The sequence below is a fragment of the Pseudoalteromonas sp. Isolate3 genome (assembly GCF_022398505.1).
GTDB classification, from domain to species: Bacteria; Pseudomonadota; Gammaproteobacteria; order Enterobacterales; family Alteromonadaceae; genus Pseudoalteromonas; species Pseudoalteromonas apostichopi.
This window is the reverse complement of record NZ_JAKEVN010000019.1, coordinates 12112-32774: the sequence shown is the minus strand read 5'-3', so window position 1 is coordinate 32774 and position 20663 is coordinate 12112. Positions and strand designations below refer to the sequence as shown.

Genomic DNA, 20663 nt, shown 5'->3' with positions numbered 1-20663 from the left:
TTTTGCCGTTCCAGGGTGAATGTTTCTATTATGACAAAATTGTATGACATTTTTGTGGTTTTTATGACACAAGGCCGTCTACAATATAGAGAACGAGTGAACGTAGTTATGAGTATCACTATGAAACGCTATATTACCTGTTTATTGTTATCGCTATGCAGCAGCTTTGCACTTGCAACTTCTTTTGAGAAGGTTGTGGTGGCTGTTGATCATGCGCCTCCTTATGGCATGGTCACTGAAGATGGTAAAGTGAGCGGCGCGATTGTTGATATTATGCGTGAGGTGCGGCGTACTTTACCAATCAAACTTGAGTATGTTGCTTGCCCGTTTTCTCGTTGTCTGAAAATGCTCGAACAAAATGAACTAGATGTGATGGGCGGACTCATTCGCACCAAAGCACGTGAACAAAAAATGCAGTTTCTCACCCCTCCATACATGATGTTGTCGTCTTCTTTTGTGTTTTATGCAAGAACTGATAGCGAGCTTGAAATAAATAGCTATCAAGATTTAGCCGGTAAACGTATTGCTGTAATGCGAGGTGCAGCACACTTTCCTCGTTTCGATAACGATAAAACACTTATAAAAGTTGAGGCTTTAAGTGAAAATAATGCATTTGAAATGCTATTAAAAAATCGTGTTGAGCTAGTGATTGCTGTTGAGAGCACAGCTGATCATGCCTCTGTATTTCTGCAGCGACCTTCACAAGAAATCGTAAAAATGCCGTATCGCCATAAAGATGTCATATATGGTCACATTGCGTTAAGTAAACAATTCGCACGCTCAGATTTGGCCGAAAAAATTCAAGAGCGCCTCAATACGTTAGTCCTCAATGGCCGCTTAACAGAATTGGTCAAAAGATATAACTTACCTCCGATTACTACTGTAACACTTGATAAGTAACCCACTCTTCATCGTTTGTTCATAGAAACTCATTCATAATTGTTAACAATTCAATTTGAATAATTGCCATGGAGAGACACATGACTTTTACAAAATCAGTTTTAACAGTGGGCGTTTTAGCCGTTCTTTTAACAGGTTGTGAGACAACTAATACAGGTAAAGGCGCTGCGATTGGCGCCGCAACAGGTGCAGTTCTAGGTAAAGCAACAGGTGATCACGACGATAAACGTATCTTCATTGGTGCAGCTATTGGTGCATTAGCTGGTGCAGCCGTTGGCGATTATATGGATAAGCAAGAAGAAGCATTTCGCGATGAGCTAGCGGGCTCTGGTGTTGAAGTGGTTCGTGAAGGCGATAATATCCGTCTGGTCATGCCATCAAACATTACTTTTGCGACAGATCAGTCATATATTTCATCAGGTTTCCACAGCACGCTAGACGCGATTGCTAACGTGATGAATAAGTACGAAAAAACGTATTTAAGTGTTGAAGGTCATACAGATAGCACAGGTAAAGATAGCTACAATATGACGTTGTCTCAGCAGCGTGCACAAAGCGTAAAAGATTACCTAGTTAATCATCAGATCATGTCTGCGCGCATTAGCACAAAAGGTTATGGTGAAACGCGTCCTGTAGCGAGCAATGACTCAGCAAATGGTCGTGCTTTAAACCGTCGCGTAGAAATTCAGATCGTACCAAATACACAAGGTTAGATTTTATACCAATCCGCAATAATACTTAGTCATTTTGAGGGATTAAACCTGTCGCTAACTGCGTTAAAAATTTCTGATTTAGAACAACTAAATAACGAAATTTTTGCCTTGTTATCAACGAGGTTTTATTGCCTCAAAATAGACTACTTAATTAAGCTAATTGGTATTACATCTAAAGTTGTGGTCAGGTTTGATATGCCCTTTCAAACCTGACATTCCTCTTTTTTAATCTCGATTAAACTGTAATTCGCACAATTGTTTATACAATGGGTTAGTCTCAAACAATTGCTGATGTGTACCAGTTGCAATTATTTCCCCTTTATCCATTACAACAATTACATCGGCATGTTTAACCGTTGCTAAACGATGGGCAATAATGAGTGTTGTTCTGTCTTTCATTAGATGCTTTAACGCAGCTTGTACATGAAACTCACTTTGTGCATCGAGTGCACTGGTTGCTTCATCAAGCAATAAGATAGCTGGGTCTTTTAATATTGCTCGCGCGAGGACTATGCGTTGTTTTTGCCCACCAGAAAGCCTGACACCTTGCTCCCCTAAAAAGCTGTGATAGCCATCAGGTAGTTGATTAATAAACTCATCGGCATGGGCATATTTAGCCGCAGCATATACTTGTTCGTCGGTGGCGCTTGGGTTGCCATAGCGTATGTTATGCATTACGTCCGAGCTAAATAAAATAGGGTTTTGTGCCACCATACCCATTTGCTGGCGTAAGCAATCAAGGGAAAGCGCTTTTATGTCAATGCCTGCCAGCGAAATACTTCCTGAACTTGGGTCGTAAAAACGTTGCAGTAATTCAAACAGTGTGGTTTTACCAGCGCCTGACGGGCCAACTATAGCGACAGTTTGCCCCCGCTTTACCTGTAAATTCAGTGTATTTAAAGCGGCTTTATCAGGCCTTGAAGGGTAATGGAAAGACACATCATTAAATTGGATAGCAGGGTGGGTGAGCTTGTTTGCTTCAAATTGTGCATCGTTATTCGTATCCGGATTTTGGATCATGCTTTCAACGGCTAGTAGCTCTAACAATCGTGCTGCTGCCCCTGCGGCTCTTTGTAGTTCCCCATATACTTCTGCAACTGTTGCTACAGACATGGCCACCATAATTGCGTAAAACACGAAAGCGCCTAGTTCACCACCTGTCATGGTGCCAGCTAATACGTCACTGCCGCCAACCCAAAGCATCACACTAATGGCACTAAAGGTTAGGAATATAACCGCAGCAATTAAAAACGAGCGCTGTTTGATGCGGCTCTTCGCTACTTGAAACGCTTTGTTTGTCTCTTCGCTAAATGCCGCTTTTTCACGCTCTTCATGGCTATAACTTTGCACGACTTTGATATTTTGAATGATCTCACCTGCATAGGTGCTGATATCGGCAATAGCATCTTGGCTGTAACTTGCGAGCTTTCGTACTTTGCGACCAAAAATCATCATCGGTAGTAATACCACAGGCACGCAGGCAACAACCACAAGGGTTAGCTTTAAGTTGGTGATAAGTAGCATAGCTAGACCACCAATGAGCATTAAGCTACTGCGTAGTGCCATTGAAAAAGATGAGCCGATGATAGATTGCAACAAGGTGGTATCGGTGGTGAGACGCGACATTAGCTCGCCGCTGCGGTTTTCTTCAAAGTAGCTGGGGTGCAACGTAACAATACGATCAAACACAGCTTTACGCATATCGTTACTGACTCGCTCGCCAATCCACGACATTAAATAAAAGCGACAGAAAGTACCTACCGCTAATAAGCTAATCAAACCAATCAGTGCCATTACTGCTTGTTGGAGCTGAGCTTGTGAGCCAGCAATAAAGCCATGATCAATAACAAATTTAACGCCTTGCCCAAGTGATAAGTTCACACCAGCGGTGAGCAACAAGGCGCCAAGCGCTGCAAACACCACCCATTTATAGGGTTTTATAAAAGCTAAAATTGGTAACAGGCTGCTAAATGCCGCCTTTTCTTTATTGTTAGGCATGCTAGATTCTTATTGGTGAATAGGGTATAGATATGGTTATCAACGCTCTAAAAATCAACAGTTATTAAGGGATTAGTATGGAATCTACAACGATCAGTGGTCAATTCAGCGTAAAATTAAACCCAATTGGCGGATATGCCACAGGCCAAGATGGCGTTAATTTAGGACGCATGTCGATTGATAAACAGTTCTCAGGCCCATTAGAGGCAACAAGCCAAGGCGAAATGCTCAGTGCCATGACTGCAACTCAAGGCAGTGCAGGCTATGTAGCAATTGAGCAAGTTGTTGGTAGCTTAGAAGGTAAGCAAGGTAGTTTTGTACTGCAACATTTTGGCACTATGGATAAAGGGACTGACCGATTAACTTTAGAAGTGGTGCCTGACTCCGGTGCTGGAGAGCTTGAAGGTATTTCAGGTAAAATGGCAATTCGAATTGAATCGGGTATTCATTATTATGACTTTGAATACCAACTGATGGACTAACATTACATCAGTTTTATTGTTAATAGAGAATAAAGAATAATGACACTAACTGAGTGGTTGAGTTTAGTTTTAATTTGCGTGATGGGTGCTATGTCTCCGGGGCCAAGTTTAGCTGTGGTTTTAAAGCACAGTCTACATGGAGGTGTGAAGAACGGCATGTTAGCGGCGTTAAGCCATGGTATTGGGGTTGGTTTTTATGCGTGTGCCTCGTTACTTGGCTTAGGCGCGCTGATGACTCAGTTACCAACGCTTTATCAAGTGCTGGTCTATGGCGGTGCAGCATATCTCGCCTATTTGGGGATTCGTATTCTGTTAGCTAAACCTAGCCCGCAAACACTGAATGTTGAGCAGACTAAGCCAAGTCCTCGCATCGCTTTGCAAGATGGTTTTGCCATTGCTTTTTTAAATCCAAAGCTTGCGGTATTCTTTCTAGCCCTATTTTCGCAGTTTATTGACCCAGAGAATCTGACTTTGCAAGTCGGGTTGATCATGTGTTTAACCGTGTTTGTACTCGATACAGGCTGGTATCTACTTGTTGCACTGTTAACCGAAATATCAAAAAAGCGTTTTGGTTTTACTAAGGCGAATCCATGGTTTGAAAAATTGCTAGGGGTAATTTTTATTACCTTAGCAGTTCGCGTCGTTATTACCCTATAAATCTCTCTTTGTTGCGATTACACCACTAATAAAAAGGGAGGTGATCGCAGCTCTCCCCAGTAAGCTCCTATTGCATACGTATTCATCACACAATATTCACCTTTTGGTTACACTTTATTGGTTGTTTTTTGACAACAACAATAACCACAAATACAACACCTCCAACGACAACAGGGTGGGAATCCAATGGGGAAATTCAAGCTAAGTGCGCTTATGCTGGCCTTGGTGGCAGCAAATAGTGCAATGGCGGCGACGGAAGAAGAACGCACATCGGCAAAGGAAGTAGATCCTGAGCTTGAAGTAATTGAAGTGCGCGGCTTCAGTCGCAGCTTAATTCAATCATTAAATCAAAAACGTTTTAGCGACACAGTCTCTGAGCAACTATCAGCTGATGACTTAGGAGCATTACCTGATGTGTCGATGGCTGATGCATTAACACGGCTACCGGGGATCTCAGCGGTACGTACCGGTGGCCAAGCTGCCGAAATAAACATCCGCGGTTTATCCGGTGGATTTGTTTTTTCGACATTAAATGGTCGTGAGCAAGTATCTACCAGTGGTAGCCGTAGTATTGAGTTTGACCAATATCCGTCTGAGTTAATCAGTTCGGCGGCGGTGTATAAGTCACCCAAAGCATCACTTATAGAAGGGGGCGTAGCGGGTACAGTAGAGTTACAAACAGCCAGCCCATTGGATAATGACCAGCAACACAAATTTACCGCTAATGTGCGGGGTATGTATAACGACCGTGCTTCAGAGGTATTCGATGCTACCGAATACGGCGATCGTATTAGCTTCTCTTACCAAGGTAAGTTTCTTGACGATACATTAGGTGTCGCATTGGGTTACGCACGTTTATTCCAGCCAAGTGTGGCGACTCAGTTTATCGGCTTTGCATATAACGGCAATAAAGATGTTGATGGGTTAGCAAATGATACCGATGGCCCTGCAGATAACCCTGCTAATGAATACATCAGCGAGGGTTTTGAGCTTCAGCATTTAGGCGGTGAAGAAACCCGTAATGGCTATTTAACCTCGATTGAATGGGCGCCAACCGATAGCTTTAAATTAAAAGGTGATGCGTTTTTATCTCGTTTTGATAGCGAGTCATTTGCCCGTGGTTTCCGGGTTAAGTTCGGTGGCCCATCTGCTGTATATGCTAACCCAGTACTTGATGGTAATGCGGTTATTGGTGGTGCGATTAACCGCACATCAAATAGCTTTACTCGCGTTGAAATCGTTAATGATGATAACCAAGACTTCGATGAAGTAGATAGCTACGGTATTAATGCAGATTGGCAAATTACCGAGCGTTTAAACATGAACGCTGACGTGTCGCTATCACGTGCTAAGAGTAACTTCCGAAATGGTTTACTTTGGGCATTGGTTGCAGAAGATGCTACCGTTGAAAACCCTGTGTTTGATACCAATGTATCACTTAACTATCAATTGAACGGCTTAAACTTACCTGATATTGGCTTTAATCAAGCCGACGCATTTAGCGATATCGACCGAGTTATGGTGAGTAAATACGGTATTTATCCGTATGAAAATGAAGATGAAGTAAAAGCATTTCGACTCGATTTTAAATATGAGTTAGAGAACAATTGGTTTAGCTCAATTGAATTTGGCGCTCGTTATTCAGACCGTGAGTACAGTAATAATCGCTCTGTATTTGAATACGGTAACGATGGCGCATTCTCTTCGACACAGCCGCCACTTCGTCTAACTGGCGATATGACTACAGTAGTTGATTGGCAAGGTGAATTTAGTTATTTCCCATCATACTTAGCGATAGATTTAGATAAAGCGCTCAATGCGTGGTTCCCTGATGGTATTCCACAGCCAGTACAAACTTGGGGTAATGCTGATGGTGTTGTTGATTTAGATGGTGATGGTGAGCCAAATGCACAAGGCTATACTACTAACTATTCATGGACCATGCTACAAAGCGGATCAGTTTACGAAGAAGTGGTATCAGCGTATCTTATGCTTAATATTGATACCGAAATTGGTACTCTACCAGTCACAGGTAACCTTGGTATTCGCAGAGTTGATACAGACCAGTCAGCGACAGTACTTGAAAATGTCGGTGGCGATCCGCAGCTTGGTGCGCAATATATTGTCGATGACAATGGCATTGTTAATGACCTTTATGCGCCTAGCGTGTTAGGTATTAAATACACTGATTACTTACCATCGTTAAACCTGAATTTTAAAGTAAGTGACGCGACACAAATTCGTTTTGCTGCGGCAAAAGTGATGGCGCGTGCTCCAATTAACCGTTTAGCAGGTGATGCTAGTGCATCGGTTAACAATGACGGCGAAATTAACGGTTCAAGTACCAATAATCCATTCTTAAAACCTTTCTATGCGGACCAGTACGATATCTCATACGAGCAATACTTTGAAGACACAGATGGTGCTCTGGTTGTTGCTGCGTTTTATAAGAATATTGACTCATTCATAGATACGGTAGCCATAGAGAACTTTGACTTCAAAGGTAATGGTTTTAACGTACCAGAATACATTGTGGACCCTGTCAGCGGTGAGCAAATCGAAACTACTAATGGTGTGTACACTACTGCGGTTAATAATGCCAAAGGTGGTTATATTCGTGGGATTGAGCTTGCCTATACGCAAGTTTTCTCTTTCTTACCATCACCGTTTGAAGGTCTAGGCATTAACGCTAGTTACTCATATACCGAGAGCGAAGTGCAATCTATTACTGATTTAGGTGGCGATTCTGTGTCGCAAGATTTGCCTGGCCTTTCAAACAATGTCTTTAACGGCACACTTTTTTACAGCTATGAAAACTTTGAAACACGTTTGAATGTGCGTTATCGCGATGACTTTGTTTCAGAGCAAGTTGCTGTCAATGAGCAAGTGGTGAATTTTGATGCGGAAACGGTTGTCGATTTCCAAACATCGTATCAGTTCACAGATTCATTCGGCATGTTATTACAAGTGAATAACCTGACTGATGAACCAACACAAAGCTACTTTGGAACAACCAGTAAAACAGGGACCACGCAATTCTTTGGTCGCCAGTTTTATCTAGGTTTTACCTATAACCATTGATCAGTAAGCTGGAGATAAAAACATGAAAATAATAGCTAATTTTAGCCGCTTACTGATTGCATGCAGCATGGTATTGCTAGCTGCATGTGGTGGTGGCGCAAGTAACGATATAGATTCAGGGCAAGTTTTATTGACCTGTAGTGTCCCGCAAGTCCCCAATGAAGCGGGTACTGAGTGTGTTGATCCACCGCCGATTAGTTGTCCGGCACCAACGGTACCTGATGAGAATAATGAGAGCTGTGTAGTTGGTGCTGATCCAACTCTTCCTGACCCTGTGGTTTTCCCCGCAGATGACGAAGCCATCTTATTTTATAACCGCACCAGTGATGATGCCTATGAAGGTTACCGTCTTCACTCATGGAATAATGATGACTGTGATGCGTACGCAGCGCCGTTTGATGCCACTGATTGGGCCAATGGGCATGAATACGATGGTATTGATCCTAACTATGGTGCGTACTGGATTGTAAAACTAAAAGAAGGTTATAACGAGTGTGCTAACTTCATCGTGCATATTGGTACCGAAGGATCTGGCAAAGCGTTTGGTGATGTCGATTTAAAAATGCCATTGATGCAGGACGATGAAAAGTTCCAACGAATGAACTTTACTATTCATGGTGAACCATCAGTATTTGAATACCCAATTGTTAGCTTAGGTGAGCGCCCGGTGAGTATTTCTGGTGCATCAGCGCATTGGATTGATTTATCTACTGTGATTTACCAGCCAAGTAATGAGCTGACAAGCATCATTAAATTACACTCATCAAACAATGCAGATTTAGCTGTCGATGAAGATACTGGTGAGTTAAATGGTCAAGTGGTTGAGCTTACATCGACATCTTTGAGCGATGAACAAATCGCTAAAGTGCCACACCTTGCTGGATGGAATGCATACCAAGGTAGCTGGGATGCAACTGCAGCAAAAGAGCTTATTAAACAACAGTTGGTTGTGGCAGGCTATGATGCTGATGGCAAGCTAATTGAAGCAACCTATGTGCAAACAGCTAAAGCCCTAGATGATTTATATACCAGTGGCGAAAGTGACGCTAATGAAGCACAACTAGGTGTGCATTACACCAATAATGGCATTGATGTGTCGGTATGGGCGCCGACTGCCAGCAATATGAAATTAGCGCTTTATGATGCTGATAAAACAGAGCTTGAACAACTTGCTATGACCTTTGATAGCGCAACGGGTATTTGGTCAAGCAATCTCGATATCAGTCACGATCGTCATTACTACCGCTTTATGTTTGATGTTTATCATCCTACGACTAAGAAAATTGAAAGCTTATGGAGCACAGATCCCTATTCATTGAACGTTTCAACCAATGGTTTATACAGCCAACTGGTTAACCTTGATGATGAGGATACTAAACCGACCGGTTGGGATGAGCGTATGGTGCCAACGGTTGATTACCCTGAGCAAGCGGTCATTTACGAAGGTCATGTGCTTGATTTTAGTGTGCGTGATGAAACGGTCAGCGAAGCAAACCGGGGCAAGTATCTAGCGTTTACTGAGCTTGATAGCGCACCAATGCAACATCTTAAAAAGCTAGCAGATAATGGTTTAACACATTTTCATTTACTGCCACTAACAGATATTGGCACCATTGATGAAGATGCCAGTCAGCGTGTTGATATTACCGCAACCTTAGGTGATTTATGTAGCCGCATTGACGACAATGCAGATGCATGTAAAACCGAAGACAAAAACGCATTAATTGTTGACCTTATGGCGTCATACCTACCTGGCTCTGATGATGCACAAGCGCTTGCCAATGCAATGCGTGGTGTTGATAGCTTTAACTGGGGTTATGATCCGCACCACTTTATTGCTCCAGAAGGTTCTTACGCTTCATCGCCAGAAGGTATAGCGCGAGTTAAAGAGACGCGTGCGATGATCCAGTCTTTACAAGAAATTGGTTTGCGTGTTGTGCTTGATGTTGTTTACAACCACACTACATCATCAGGTGTCTGGGACAAATCAGTCTTCGATAAACTGGTACCAGGTTATTACCATAGATATAACGAAACATCGGGTGATATTGAGCGCTCAACGTGTTGTGAAAATACTGCAACAGAACATGTCATGATGGATAAGTTTGTTGCTGACTCTATGGTGATTCTAGCTCGTGATTTTGGTTACGATAGCTTCCGCTTTGACGTGATGGGGCATATGCCAAAAGCGTCAATTATGACTGCGCTTAGTGCGGTGCAAGCGGTTGACCCTGATACCTATTTCTACGGTGAAGGGTGGAACTTTGGTGAAGTGGCAGATAACCGTTTATTTGTGCAAGCGAAACAAATGGATATGGCTGGCACTGAGGTAGGTACCTTTAATGACCGTATCCGTGAAGCAATTCGCGGTGGTGCGTTCTTTAGCAATAATGCCACAGATGGCAACTTATCTGAGCAAGATACGTTGCGTTTATCACTGGCAGGTAACTTACAAAACTACATTCTTAAAGACTTTAAAGGTAATTCAGCAAAAGGCAGCAGCTTTAGCTGGAGTGGTCAGCCAGCGGCTTACGCCCTTGACCCGGCTGACAGCATTAACTATGTCTCTAAGCATGATAACGAAACACTATGGGATCAGCTGCAATACAAGCACGGCACTAACTTAAGTATTGAAGAGCGTGTACGTGTTCACAATATGGCTCTAGCTATGCCACTGATGAGCCAAGGTATTCCATTTATGCAAATGGGTGCGGATATGTTGCGCTCTAAATCAATGGATCGTAACAGCTATGATTCTGGTGATTGGTTCAACTTTGTTGATTTTAGTATGGATACCAATAACTGGAATGTAGGCCTACCGCCTGCGCAAGATAACCAAGCGAAGTGGGGCGAAATTGCGCCTATTTCAGCAAATCCTAACGCACAAGCGATGGCAAGTGACATTGAGTACGCAAGTAATGTATTTACTGAATTCTTGGCAATTCGTAGTGCCAGCCCACTCTTTAGTTTAACCACAGAGCAAGACATTTTAGACCGTGTTGGCTTTCACAATATTGGTAAGCGTCAACAGCAAGGTTTAGTAGTGATGAGTATCGATGATGGCGTTGGGTTGACTGACCTAGATAGCCAATACGATGCCATTGTAGTGGTTATGAACGGTACTGAGCAAAGCTTATCGCATACGGTATCAACGGCTGCGGGTTTTGAGCTACATCCAGTTTTAAAAGCCAGTGTTGACTCAAGTATGTCAGCGGCAAGCTTTATAGCTGGTGAGGGTGAAGGTACCTTTAATGTTCCGCCATATACTGTTGCAGTGTTTGTGAAACCACAAGGTGATGCACAAGGCGAAGGCCTAAGTGCGGATGCTACTGTAGGTGCGCCAGATATCGTGCCATTTGGTAGCACAACGGTTTATGTTCGTGGCTCATTAAACGACTGGGGCACGGCAAATAGCTTTGAATATGTGGGTAATGGCGAGTACAAAATTGCGATTCCTCTAACAGCGGGTAGCTATGAGTTTAAAGTCGCTTCTGAAGATTGGTCTACCGTTGATTTTGGTGCGCTTTCTGCTGATGTCGCTGAAGTGATCGAAGGCGAAGATGAGCCGCTAACACGCAGTGGCGCCAATATGATCTTTAAGGCGGCAATGGATGCTGTTTATGTGTTCTCATTCGATGCCACAGACACCGAAAACCCAGTACTTAAGATTTATAATGAAGAGCCATTTGTTGGTACGCCAATTTATGTACGCGGTAGCTTAAACGATTGGGGTACCAGTGACGAGTTGATGTATCAAGGTAAAGGTATTTACACCTTCACTAAACAATTATCTGCAGGTAGCTATGAATTCAAAGTGGCCTCTGAGGATTGGAGCACGGTGGATTATGGCTCAGGTGAGAGTAGTGCGGCTGTGACTTTAGGCACAGAAAAACAGCTTGCAGTAAAAGGTGCAAACATGACAATTGATATTACAACCGATGGTCAATATCAGTTTGTATTTGACGCCAGTAATCTCGAAGAGCCTCTTATGGCCGTGTTCAACGCAGAAATGTTTGGGGAAACTCAAGTATACTTACGCGGCAGCGTCAATGGCTGGGGAACGGATAACCCTCTAATTTATGCAGGTGATGCGATGTACAGTACAACCATGACATTAGAAGCTGGTGACTATGAGTTCAAAGTTGCTTCTGAAGATTGGAGTACAGTCGATTATGGCGGCAGTGGTGATGCACCTGTCGCTGTGATTGGTGAAGCGGCCTTACTAGAAGCCGTTGGTGCTAATATCGCCTTGAATATCCCGACAGCGGGAGATTACCGTTTTACCGTGCAAGGACCCGATCTGAGTAAACTAACAGTGACGGTTGAAGCAGTGGAATAGCTTTCCCTGCAGTACCTTTAAGCCGGGCTTAGCTCGGCTTTTTTTGTATTTAATGAAAAGTTTGTATATTGTCATAACTCTTATCAAGGAGTCTATGATGACAGAAACCAGTTTATTGAGTGCCAGTTTTGATCCCAAAGTAAAACGGTATTGGTTATTACTGGGTATTTTTACCTGTATGATTAGTATGGTAGGTATCCCTTTCATTCCCATTGTTGCGTTAATAATCTGGCTGGTGGCAGGGCGTATTTTAGCGGCGATGTCAGCTACTTTGTTAACTCGTAAATTAGTGGTGAAGCGTGGTGTCTTTTTTAAAGAAGAAAAGTCGATCCCACTTGAAAAAATAACCGATGTAGCACTAAGTCAAGGTCCCTTAATGCGTCAATTTGGTCTCTATCGACTGAGCTTTGAAACGGCAGGTCAGTCGGGGCAAGGTGCATTGGTATCATTACTCGGAGTGATTGATGCTGAGAAGTTTCGCGAAGCAATCTTGAAACAAAAAGATGAGATGACTCAAACTAGCAGCGCTAAACCAGAGCATCAACCTGAAGACAGTCAGTTAGAACTGCTACGTTCACTTACTTATAGCGTAAAAAACATTGAGCAAATGTTAGTTACGCTATTAGATGAAAAGCGTTAGGCCATTTGTAAAGTAGGGCTACCAGCTTGTACGCTGAGCGCTTTTTGACGCTCGTTAAGCATAGTGTAATCGGCTGTTTTGACACTACTTACATAATGCCACTGGGCAACTGCTTGTTGCTGAGTAAAGGTGACAGTTAAGTAGCCGCGTTCAACTAAGTTGTTATAAGCTAAGTCGTTAACCAGCAATGCAATGACTTGCTCAATTTGTGCGACAGCTTCGCTCGATTGTGTATTTAACGCTAAGTAGTTCTCAAGTCCTGGTGAAGAAACCGAAGATGTCGCAAACTCAACACCGGCAGCGGCTTGAGCAGAAACAGGATTGCTGGCATCAGTGACTAATTGTCCTGCCCAGCTGTTATGTGTATCACCCGCTAAAACGACAAGGTTCTTTTGCGCTGCAATTGCTGTCCCAAGTATTACCTCACGTTCATAAGCATAGCCATCCCATGCATCAAGATTATAGGGCGCTGTCGTTTCTACGCGTGCTCGCTCTTGTGCTGTAACACTTTGATCTCCAGCTAAAATGCGTCCTTTAATTTGCGCAAGCTCACTAAATAACGTGTTTGCTTGAGCAAGTAATGCCGATGGATCAGCACCGCTAGCTTGAATTACTTGAATATTCATTAGTAATTGCAGAATCTCAAATGGCAAATGCATTTTAGTCATCAGCACTTGTTGTCCAAGTACTTGCCATTGTGTTGTTGCTGTCGTTAAACCATCGGTAAGCCAAGTGAGTTGCTCGTTACCTAATAAAGCACGAGTAGGTGAGCTGATTGCTGCAACAAAGTCAGTTTGCCCTTGGCTAGTGGCCAAATCGAAATCAGCATAGTTAATTTGTTCATCGCGAGCTAAAACACGGGTATCGAGCATGTGTAATGACACTAAATTGCCAAACTCAAAGCGTCGATAAATACGTTCTTTATCGGCGACATTGCGTATTGGCATCCATTCGAAATAAGCTTGTAGCGCATGCATTTTTCGCTCGCTAAATTCACCTTCGCCGTCGTTGTGATTTTCTGCGCCACTGTGCCATGTATCATTTGCTATTTCGTGGTCGTCCCAAACAGTAATAAATGCACAATGACTATGGGCAGCTTGTAGGTTCTCGTCTTTACGATAATGGCCGTAACGTTTGCGGTAATCAGCTAAAGAAATGATTTCATCGCTATTGTCATCAGGTAATAAACGGCCTAGCTCGGCGGCATCTTCAGTGGCATAACCTGTATTACCATATTCATAGATGTAGTCACCTAAGTGCAGTACTGCATCTAAATCGGTTTGTTTTGCAATTTCACCATACACATGGAAGTAGCCTGCAGGGTAGTTAGCGCAAGAGATAACGGCAAATTTTACTTGTTCTATATTGTCAACTGGCAGCGTTTTACCTGCTCCTGTGGGTGAGGTTTTACCATTACTTATGAAGCGGTAGTAATAAGTGGTGTTTGCATCGAGACCTTGCAGATCAACTTTCAAGGTATAGTCGGTTGCATCACTTACTTGAGTTTCGCCATCATGGCTTATAGTTGTGAAGTTAGCATCCGTTGAGGCTTGCCAAACTACGTTAACACTTTTGACGTTTTCAAGTGGGGTTATGCGAGTCCAAATGATGAGGCTATCAGCTAGCGGGTCGCCACTAGCAACACCGTGATCAAAGCTGACAGGGGTCTGCTTTGTGGTTTCCTCATCATCGTCATTAAGACTACAGCCAGTTAAACCGAAAGATAAAACGGCGGCTCCAAAACCAGCCGCCGATGCTTTTAAAAAGCGTCTGCGTGTAAAAGTCATTGCTCTGTACCTACAAATAGAAAAGTACGAGCTTATCCGACCAGTGTTACTATTCTATGAAGCTAAAACACTTGGCAAATTTGTTCTGCATTACAGGTGATTACAGTGACATTTTCGTAGCCAACACGAGTAAGTGCTTCGGCACTAAGTGTGGCACGGGCACTACTTGCACAGTGTAAGTAAATTGGCCTTGCAGGATCTTTTTCAATTTCCATTAATTTCATTTCAAGTACACCGCGCGGGATATTAATAGCACCTGTCGCTGCTTTTGTGGCGTGTTCAGCCGGCTCACGTACGTCTATTAATAAACCGTGATTTTCGCTTAATTCTTGTTTTGCTTGGTCAGCGTTAATGCGGCGCTGGTTTGGGGCAATAATTTTCATTAAGTCAGGAATTGGTGTCAGCATACTAATCCTCCATGCCAAGTTTGCGTAAAATAGTGATCATTGGGCACCACTTAGTGAATGCCGATTGAATTAAGTTTAGAGCAATAAATACCGTAAACCAAATCCACAACGGACTGTGAAACTGTTGTAGCAACAATGAAATACAGATCATTACACCAGCAATTAGGCGAAGCGCGTCATTTAGTTTCATAATAAGACCTCAATAACAGAGTGATGCATTTAATATATTAGAAAAACCTACATTAGTAAATTCTAATATTAGACTTTTCTAATATATCAATCTATACTTTAGCGGTATTTAAGAATATAGAGTAGTGTGATTATGAACATCGATTTTGCGGCTATGGCCGACAATGTGGAACAAGCAGAGCAAATGCTAAAGATATTGGCGAATAAAAATCGCTTGATGATCTTATGTTCGCTGCAAGATGGTGAAATGAGCGTGAGCGAATTAAACGAAGCTGTGCCGTTGGCACAGTCAGCATTATCGCAACACTTAGCGGCGCTGAGAAAAGCGCAGATAGTCTCGACTCGACGTGAAAGCCAAACTATCTATTATCGCGTGGTTGATAAAAACGTGGTATCGATCTTAGCGACCCTACATGGCTTATTTTGCAAAGGTAATTAAGCAATGAATGCTATCGATAATGCAGTAAAAAACAGCTTGAGCGGTCGCCTCCCCGTCATTATTTTTATTATGTCGGTGCTGCTTGGCTTAATGGCATTAAAGCAAACCCCTCGTGAAGAAGAGCCGCAAATTGTGGTTCCTATGCTTGATATATATGTGGCAGCGCCAAACGTTGAAGCGCCAGAAGTAGCCAGGCTGGTAACTGAACCATTGGAGAAGTTATTGGCGCAGTTAACGGGCGTTGAGCATATTTACTCGACTACACAAAGTAATGCTGCTGTTGTTACTCTTCGCTTTGAAGTTGGTCACGACCGTGAGCAAGCCATCCTCGACACTTACGCTAAACTCTATAGCTATCAACACACGATGGCGTCAGTGATCAGTTCATGGCAAATACGCCCGGTTGAAGTGAACGATGTACCCATTGTGATGCTGGGCTTATTTAGTAAAGATCCAAAACTTTACGATGATTACCAACTAACCCGCTTTGCCAACGAAATCGCTAACAGTTTACAGCGCATCGAAAACACCAGCGAAGTGAAAGTGATTGCTGGTAGAACTCGTCAATTAACGATTAACCTTGATGCAAGCGCGCTTGCTGCACATCAAACAACCCTAACCGATGTGTATTATGCGCTTAGCGTATCTAACCAATTAGTTAATGTGGGCAGTGTTGTTGAAGGTAAGCAGCAAATTGCCTTACAAGTGGGTGATGTTTTACGTTCTCAATCTGCGATAGAACGCCTTGTTGTCAACGTGGTTAACGGTAAGAGTGTTTACCTAAGTGATGTGGCCGAGGTGAGTGATGGTCCAAGCGAAGCACAAAGCTATCAATGGTTGGCTCAATCAGATAACCAGCAACAACTTCCTTTAGTTACCATTAGTGTCGCTAAGCAAGCTGGCACTAATGCGGTAGCTGTAGCCAATGAAGTACACAGCATGATGGACAGCTTATCGGCTAATTTGCTGCCAGATGAAGTGGGCTACACCGTACTGCGAGACTATGGCCAAACAGCGAACGAAAAAGTAAATAATCTTACCTCGAGTTTAGTATTTGCGGTGTTTACCGTGGTTATTTTTGTTGGCGTATTTTTAGGCTGGCGACCAGCAATTGTGGTTGGTTTAGCTGTGCCTATTTGTTACGGCATAACCCTGACACTTGATTTTGCCTTTGGTTATACGATTAACCGAGTCACGCTGTTTGCATTAATACTTTCTCTAGGTTTATTGGTTGATGATCCCATCACAGGCATAGATAACATAAGTCGTTTTTTAACGCAAAAAGGTGATAAAAAACAACGCATAGTTGATGCTATGAGCGAAATACGCGTGGCGTTGTTTATGTCAACATTGACTATTATGGTGGCATTTATCCCGCTTGCGTTTATTACTGGCATGATGGGCCCTTATATGGCACCTATGGCATTTAATGTGCCAGTCAGTGTGATGGTTTCTACCATTGTGGCATTTTTTGTAACGCCTTGGTTGGCCATGAAACTGCTGAAAGCGCCCGTTGATGACAGTATGCAACTAGAAGCCAATCCGCATAGTTTGTATGAGCGCATCTTATCGCCATTACTTGAGTCTAAAGGCCGTGCAAAACTCGTTCTATGGACCACATTAGGCCTGTTTGTCGCCAGTGCCATGCTACCCGTCATGCGTGTTGTGCCTTTAAAGTTGCTACCGTTCGATAATAAAAACGAGTTGCAAGTTTTAATCGATATGCCAGAGGGCACGAGCCTTGAGCAAACCGCAGCTTTCACGCGAAAAGTACAAACTGTCACTTGGAAATTAAATGAGGTAAGCGAGGTGGCAGCCTACGTTGGCCAGCCATCGAGTATGGACTTTAATGGTATGGTACGTGGTTATTATCGACGCGAAGCCGCCAATCTTGCTGAGCTAAGAGTATTACTGCTAGATAAAACTGAGCGTGATCATCAATCTCATGCTGTGGTCATGCGCTTGCGTGCAGCATTAGCACCACTGGCAACCGATGGCATTGTTATTAAAGTGGTTGAAGTACCACCAGGCCCGCCTGTTTTAAGTACCTTAGTGGCTGAAGTTTACAGTGAGCCATTTGTTGATACAGACACTCACTATCAAGCAGCTCTTGCAGTTGCGGCAAGGTTAAAGCAAGAGCCGCATGTGGTTGAGGTTGATACCAGTATTGCTGCCAATGCACCCTTACAACGTTTTGTTACCGATAAAAGTAAAGCGTCATTGTCGGCGGTGTCTACGCAAGATATTGCCCAGACCTTAGCCATTGCCTCGCATGGGCAAAATGTTGGGGTGTTATATGTTAGCGGCGAAACAGACCCTGTTGATATTAAACTGCAACTGCCGTATCAAGACCGAAATCAATTTGCTCAATTGCTCGCATTGCAGGTTCGCGGTGACAGAGAACTCGCAAAAACCAGTGATGAATTTGGGCTGCAAAGTGCACCGCGTCCGCTGGTGGCATTATCTGAATTAGGCGAGTTTCAGTATCAAGATGTTGCTAAACCAATTATGCGTAAAGATCAGCGTAATGTTGTGTATGTAATGGCTGAGCTAAACGGTCGTACACCCGCTGAGATTATTGCTGACGTAAATGCCGACTTAGGTATCAGCGCTGACGAATTTAGCCAAACTGATTGGCAAAGTAGGCACTTTTTCAATAATGGTGGTAGTCAAGCTTGGCAATTACCTGCTGGCACTGATGTAACCTTTAGTGGAGAAGGTGAATGGCGAATTACCATTGATGTATTTAGAGATATGGGCATTGCCTTTGCGTTTGCGCTAACTGCAATTTTCATCATCTTACGAATTCAAACAAATTCTGCCAGTTTGTCACTGATCATCATGTCGGCTATTCCATTAACCGTGATAGGTATCATGCCGGGCTTTTGGTTATTAAATCAATTTGGAGAGCGCACCATTGCTGGTGCTCCAGAGCCGGTGTTATTCACTGCAACAGCCATGATAGGCATGATCGCACTTGCCGGTATTGTGGTCCGTAACTCACTTATTTTGGTTGAATTTATAAATCAAGCTCGTAGCCAAGGTATGGCAATTAAACAAGCTTTAATTGCCGCAGGTACAGTGCGTATGCGTCCAGTGTTACTGACTGCAGGAACTACCTTATTAGGTAACTTAGTGATCACCCTAGACCCGGTATTTAGCGGTCTAGCGATTGCAATTATTTTTGGTATTGTGGCATCAACATTGTTCTCATTATTTGTTGTGCCCCTGGTTTATTATTTAGTGTTTGCAAAGGATGCAGCCATAGAGGAACAAGCTCATGCAGGGTAAATCAAAACTTATTGGTTCAATTATCGCGTTATTTGTGATCATTGTGGCGGTACTTTACATGGCGGGCAGTTTTTCTGATAAGCAAGCTGCAGGTATGAAAAACCCATCGGCAAACGATTACAATGGTCAGTTAGTGACAGTGACACTGGCAGATATCGCTCGTGATGAAGTTGTGCCAGGAACCGTGATTGCAAAACAAAATACGCAAATCTCATCGCGAGTTATGGCACAAGTTGAGCGTTTGAATGTCCGCGCTGGCGATACTGTAAAACAAGGTGATGTATTGATCACCTTGCAGCAAGATGACTTTAAAGCTGGGCTTGCACAAAGCGAAGCACAAATAAACGCAATTAATGCATCGCTGACTCAAGCAGAGAAACAGCTTAAACGTATCAACGATTTGTACAAACAAGGCTTGGTATCTGTTAGTGAATACGACGATGCTAAAGCAAGGTTCGATAATTTAACTGCGAACCTAGCGATTGCTAAACAACAGCAAACACAAGCACAAGTCGCGTTGAGTTTTACGCAAATTAAAGCGCCGATTTCAGGTGTTGTGGTTGAGCGTTTTGCAGAACCTGGCGATACCGCAACCCCTGGTACGCCATTACTCGCACTGTATAACCCACAGCAATTGCAATTAGCGTTTAATGTCAGAGAACAACAAGCAATTAAATTGAATGTTGGCCAAGCTCTGACAGTCAAATTACCCGCTTTATCAACGTCAATGCCTGCCACTGTGACAGAAATAGTGCCCGTTGCTGATAGTGCTGCGCGCAGTATGGAAATCCGTTTAGAAACAGATGTGCAAACTGGGCTAATGCCTGGGCTTTATGCGCAGTTACAATTACCGCTCGCCACTGAAAAAGGGGTGTTGATTGACTCAAGTTGGGTGCATCAATATGGCCAATTGAGTATGGTCTATTTACTTGAAAATAATCTGATAGTGCGTCGATATGTACGCCTTGGCGAAATGGTTGATGGGCAGCAGCACATCGTTTCAGGTTTAAACCCAGGTGATGTGCTAGCTGTTGATTTTAAAACTAAATAAAGGTCGCTATTTCGTCCAGCGACTTTTTCACTAAGGCATGCTCAGGGATAGTTGCATCTGTGCCTGGGTAGCCTGCAATGAGCAGCATGTAAGGGCGCTCATTATCTTTATCGCGGCCACAAATTTCGGTTAAAAAGCTCATTGGCTTTGGTGTATGCGTGAGGGTAGCAAGGCCTGCTCTGTGTAGTGCTTGAATTAAAAAGCCGGTTGCTAGGCCAACAGATTCATGAACATAGTAATTGGTATTTTTGTCATCGGCAGAAATACCGCCTTTCTTTTGACTAAACACGGCAATTAGCCAAGGTGCATGCTCAAGGTAGGGTTTACTGGCATCTGTGCCAAGTGGTTTTAAAGCATCTAACCATTCTTCACCAGCTCGGCCTTCATAAAATGAGCGCTCTAGCTTTTCGGCTGCTTCACGAATTTGTTTCTTAACATCGCTACTGTGTATTGCCACAAAGTGCCAAGGTTGATGATTGGCACCACTTGGTGCAGTGCCTGCCGCTTTAATACAAGTTTCGATTATTTCTTTTGGCACAGGGCGGTCGCTAAAGCTGCGAATACTATGGCGACGCTGACTAACGGCTAAAAACTCTTCGGCGCGTTTAAGCATTTCGTCATGAGGGTATTCAATAAAGTCGTTGAGTGGTTGATTATTGTGTTCTTGCATGGCTTTTCGCTTCTTGTGT

The 20663-nt window shown here is 43.2% G+C and carries 15 protein-coding genes; 10 read left to right on the top strand and 5 right to left on the bottom strand.

The genetic code is table 11. The features are described from left to right. Window positions 1–30: 30 nt before the first annotated feature. Window positions 31–900, top strand: coding sequence for a transporter substrate-binding domain-containing protein (locus tag L1D46_RS06405; protein WP_130049966.1), 870 nt, complete (start codon window positions 31–33; stop codon window positions 898–900). Between the two features lie 80 nt (window positions 901–980). Then, a complete protein-coding gene (locus tag L1D46_RS06400) occupies window positions 981–1613 on the top strand; it encodes an OmpA family protein (protein WP_130049965.1) in 633 nt (210 codons plus the stop codon). 225 nt (window positions 1614–1838) lie between these two features. Here L1D46_RS06400 and L1D46_RS06395 read toward each other — a convergent pair whose 3' ends face one another. Next, on the bottom strand, window positions 1839–3611 hold the full coding sequence (locus L1D46_RS06395) for an ABC transporter transmembrane domain-containing protein (protein WP_239977110.1): 1773 nt from the start codon (window positions 3609–3611) through the stop codon (window positions 1839–1841). A 77-nt stretch (window positions 3612–3688) separates the two neighbouring features. On the opposite strand from L1D46_RS06395, the gene L1D46_RS06390 reads away from it, so the two are divergent. From L1D46_RS06390 to L1D46_RS06370, 5 genes are all read left to right on the top strand, one after another. Continuing rightward, window positions 3689–4093, top strand: coding sequence for a DUF3224 domain-containing protein (locus L1D46_RS06390; protein ID WP_130049963.1), 405 nt, complete (start codon window positions 3689–3691; stop codon window positions 4091–4093). Between the two features lie 39 nt (window positions 4094–4132). Further along, window positions 4133–4750, top strand: a complete 618-nt coding sequence (locus L1D46_RS06385; protein WP_130049962.1) for a LysE family translocator — start codon at window positions 4133–4135, stop codon at window positions 4748–4750. A gap of 186 nt (window positions 4751–4936) precedes the next feature. Beyond that, on the top strand, window positions 4937–7831 hold the full coding sequence (locus L1D46_RS06380) for a TonB-dependent receptor (RefSeq protein WP_239977108.1): 2895 nt from the start codon (window positions 4937–4939) through the stop codon (window positions 7829–7831). Window positions 7832–7853: 22 nt separating this feature from the next. Then, complete coding sequence (locus L1D46_RS06375; RefSeq protein WP_239977106.1) at window positions 7854–12170, top strand: alpha-1,6-glucosidase domain-containing protein; 4317 nt, start codon at window positions 7854–7856, stop codon at window positions 12168–12170. Window positions 12171–12267: 97 nt separating this feature from the next. Next, a complete protein-coding gene (locus L1D46_RS06370; RefSeq protein ID WP_130052212.1) occupies window positions 12268–12810 on the top strand; it encodes a PH domain-containing protein in 543 nt (180 codons plus the stop codon). Here L1D46_RS06370 and L1D46_RS06365 read toward each other — a convergent pair. The 3 genes from L1D46_RS06365 to L1D46_RS06355 form a co-directional block, all read right to left on the bottom strand. Continuing rightward, window positions 12807–14597 carry an alkaline phosphatase D family protein gene (locus tag L1D46_RS06365; protein ID WP_239977104.1) on the bottom strand — a complete coding sequence of 597 codons (1791 nt, stop codon included), beginning with the start codon at window positions 14595–14597 and terminating at the stop codon, window positions 12807–12809. The two genes, L1D46_RS06370 and L1D46_RS06365, sit on opposite strands and share 4 nt — an antisense overlap. Window positions 14598–14659: 62 nt before the next feature. Beyond that, a complete protein-coding gene (locus tag L1D46_RS06360) occupies window positions 14660–15004 on the bottom strand; it encodes a rhodanese-like domain-containing protein (protein WP_130049958.1) in 345 nt (114 codons plus the stop codon). A gap of 1 nt (window position 15005) precedes the next feature. After that, complete coding sequence (locus L1D46_RS06355) at window positions 15006–15194, bottom strand: DUF2892 domain-containing protein (protein WP_054562832.1); 189 nt, start codon at window positions 15192–15194, stop codon at window positions 15006–15008. Between the two features lie 132 nt (window positions 15195–15326). Here L1D46_RS06355 and L1D46_RS06350 point away from each other — a divergent pair, with 132 nt between their 5' ends. The 3 genes from L1D46_RS06350 to L1D46_RS06340 are packed head-to-tail and all read left to right on the top strand — an operon-like array spanning window position 15327 to window position 19974. Next, entirely contained in the window at window positions 15327–15632 is a 306-nt protein-coding gene (locus L1D46_RS06350; protein ID WP_130049957.1) for a metalloregulator ArsR/SmtB family transcription factor, read from the top strand. Between the two features lie 3 nt (window positions 15633–15635). Next, window positions 15636–18923: an efflux RND transporter permease subunit gene (locus L1D46_RS06345; protein ID WP_239977102.1), complete on the top strand. Its 3288-nt coding sequence runs from the start codon at window positions 15636–15638 to the stop codon at window positions 18921–18923. Continuing rightward, window positions 18913–19974, top strand: a complete 1062-nt coding sequence (locus tag L1D46_RS06340; RefSeq protein WP_239977100.1) for an efflux RND transporter periplasmic adaptor subunit — start codon at window positions 18913–18915, stop codon at window positions 19972–19974. The genes L1D46_RS06345 and L1D46_RS06340 overlap by 11 nt, the downstream gene beginning before the upstream one ends. Here the strand turns inward: L1D46_RS06340 and L1D46_RS06335 are convergent. Continuing rightward, complete coding sequence (locus L1D46_RS06335; RefSeq protein ID WP_130049954.1) at window positions 19967–20644, bottom strand: nitroreductase family protein; 678 nt, start codon at window positions 20642–20644, stop codon at window positions 19967–19969. The two genes, L1D46_RS06340 and L1D46_RS06335, sit on opposite strands and share 8 nt — an antisense overlap. Window positions 20645–20663: the final 19 nt, after the last annotated feature.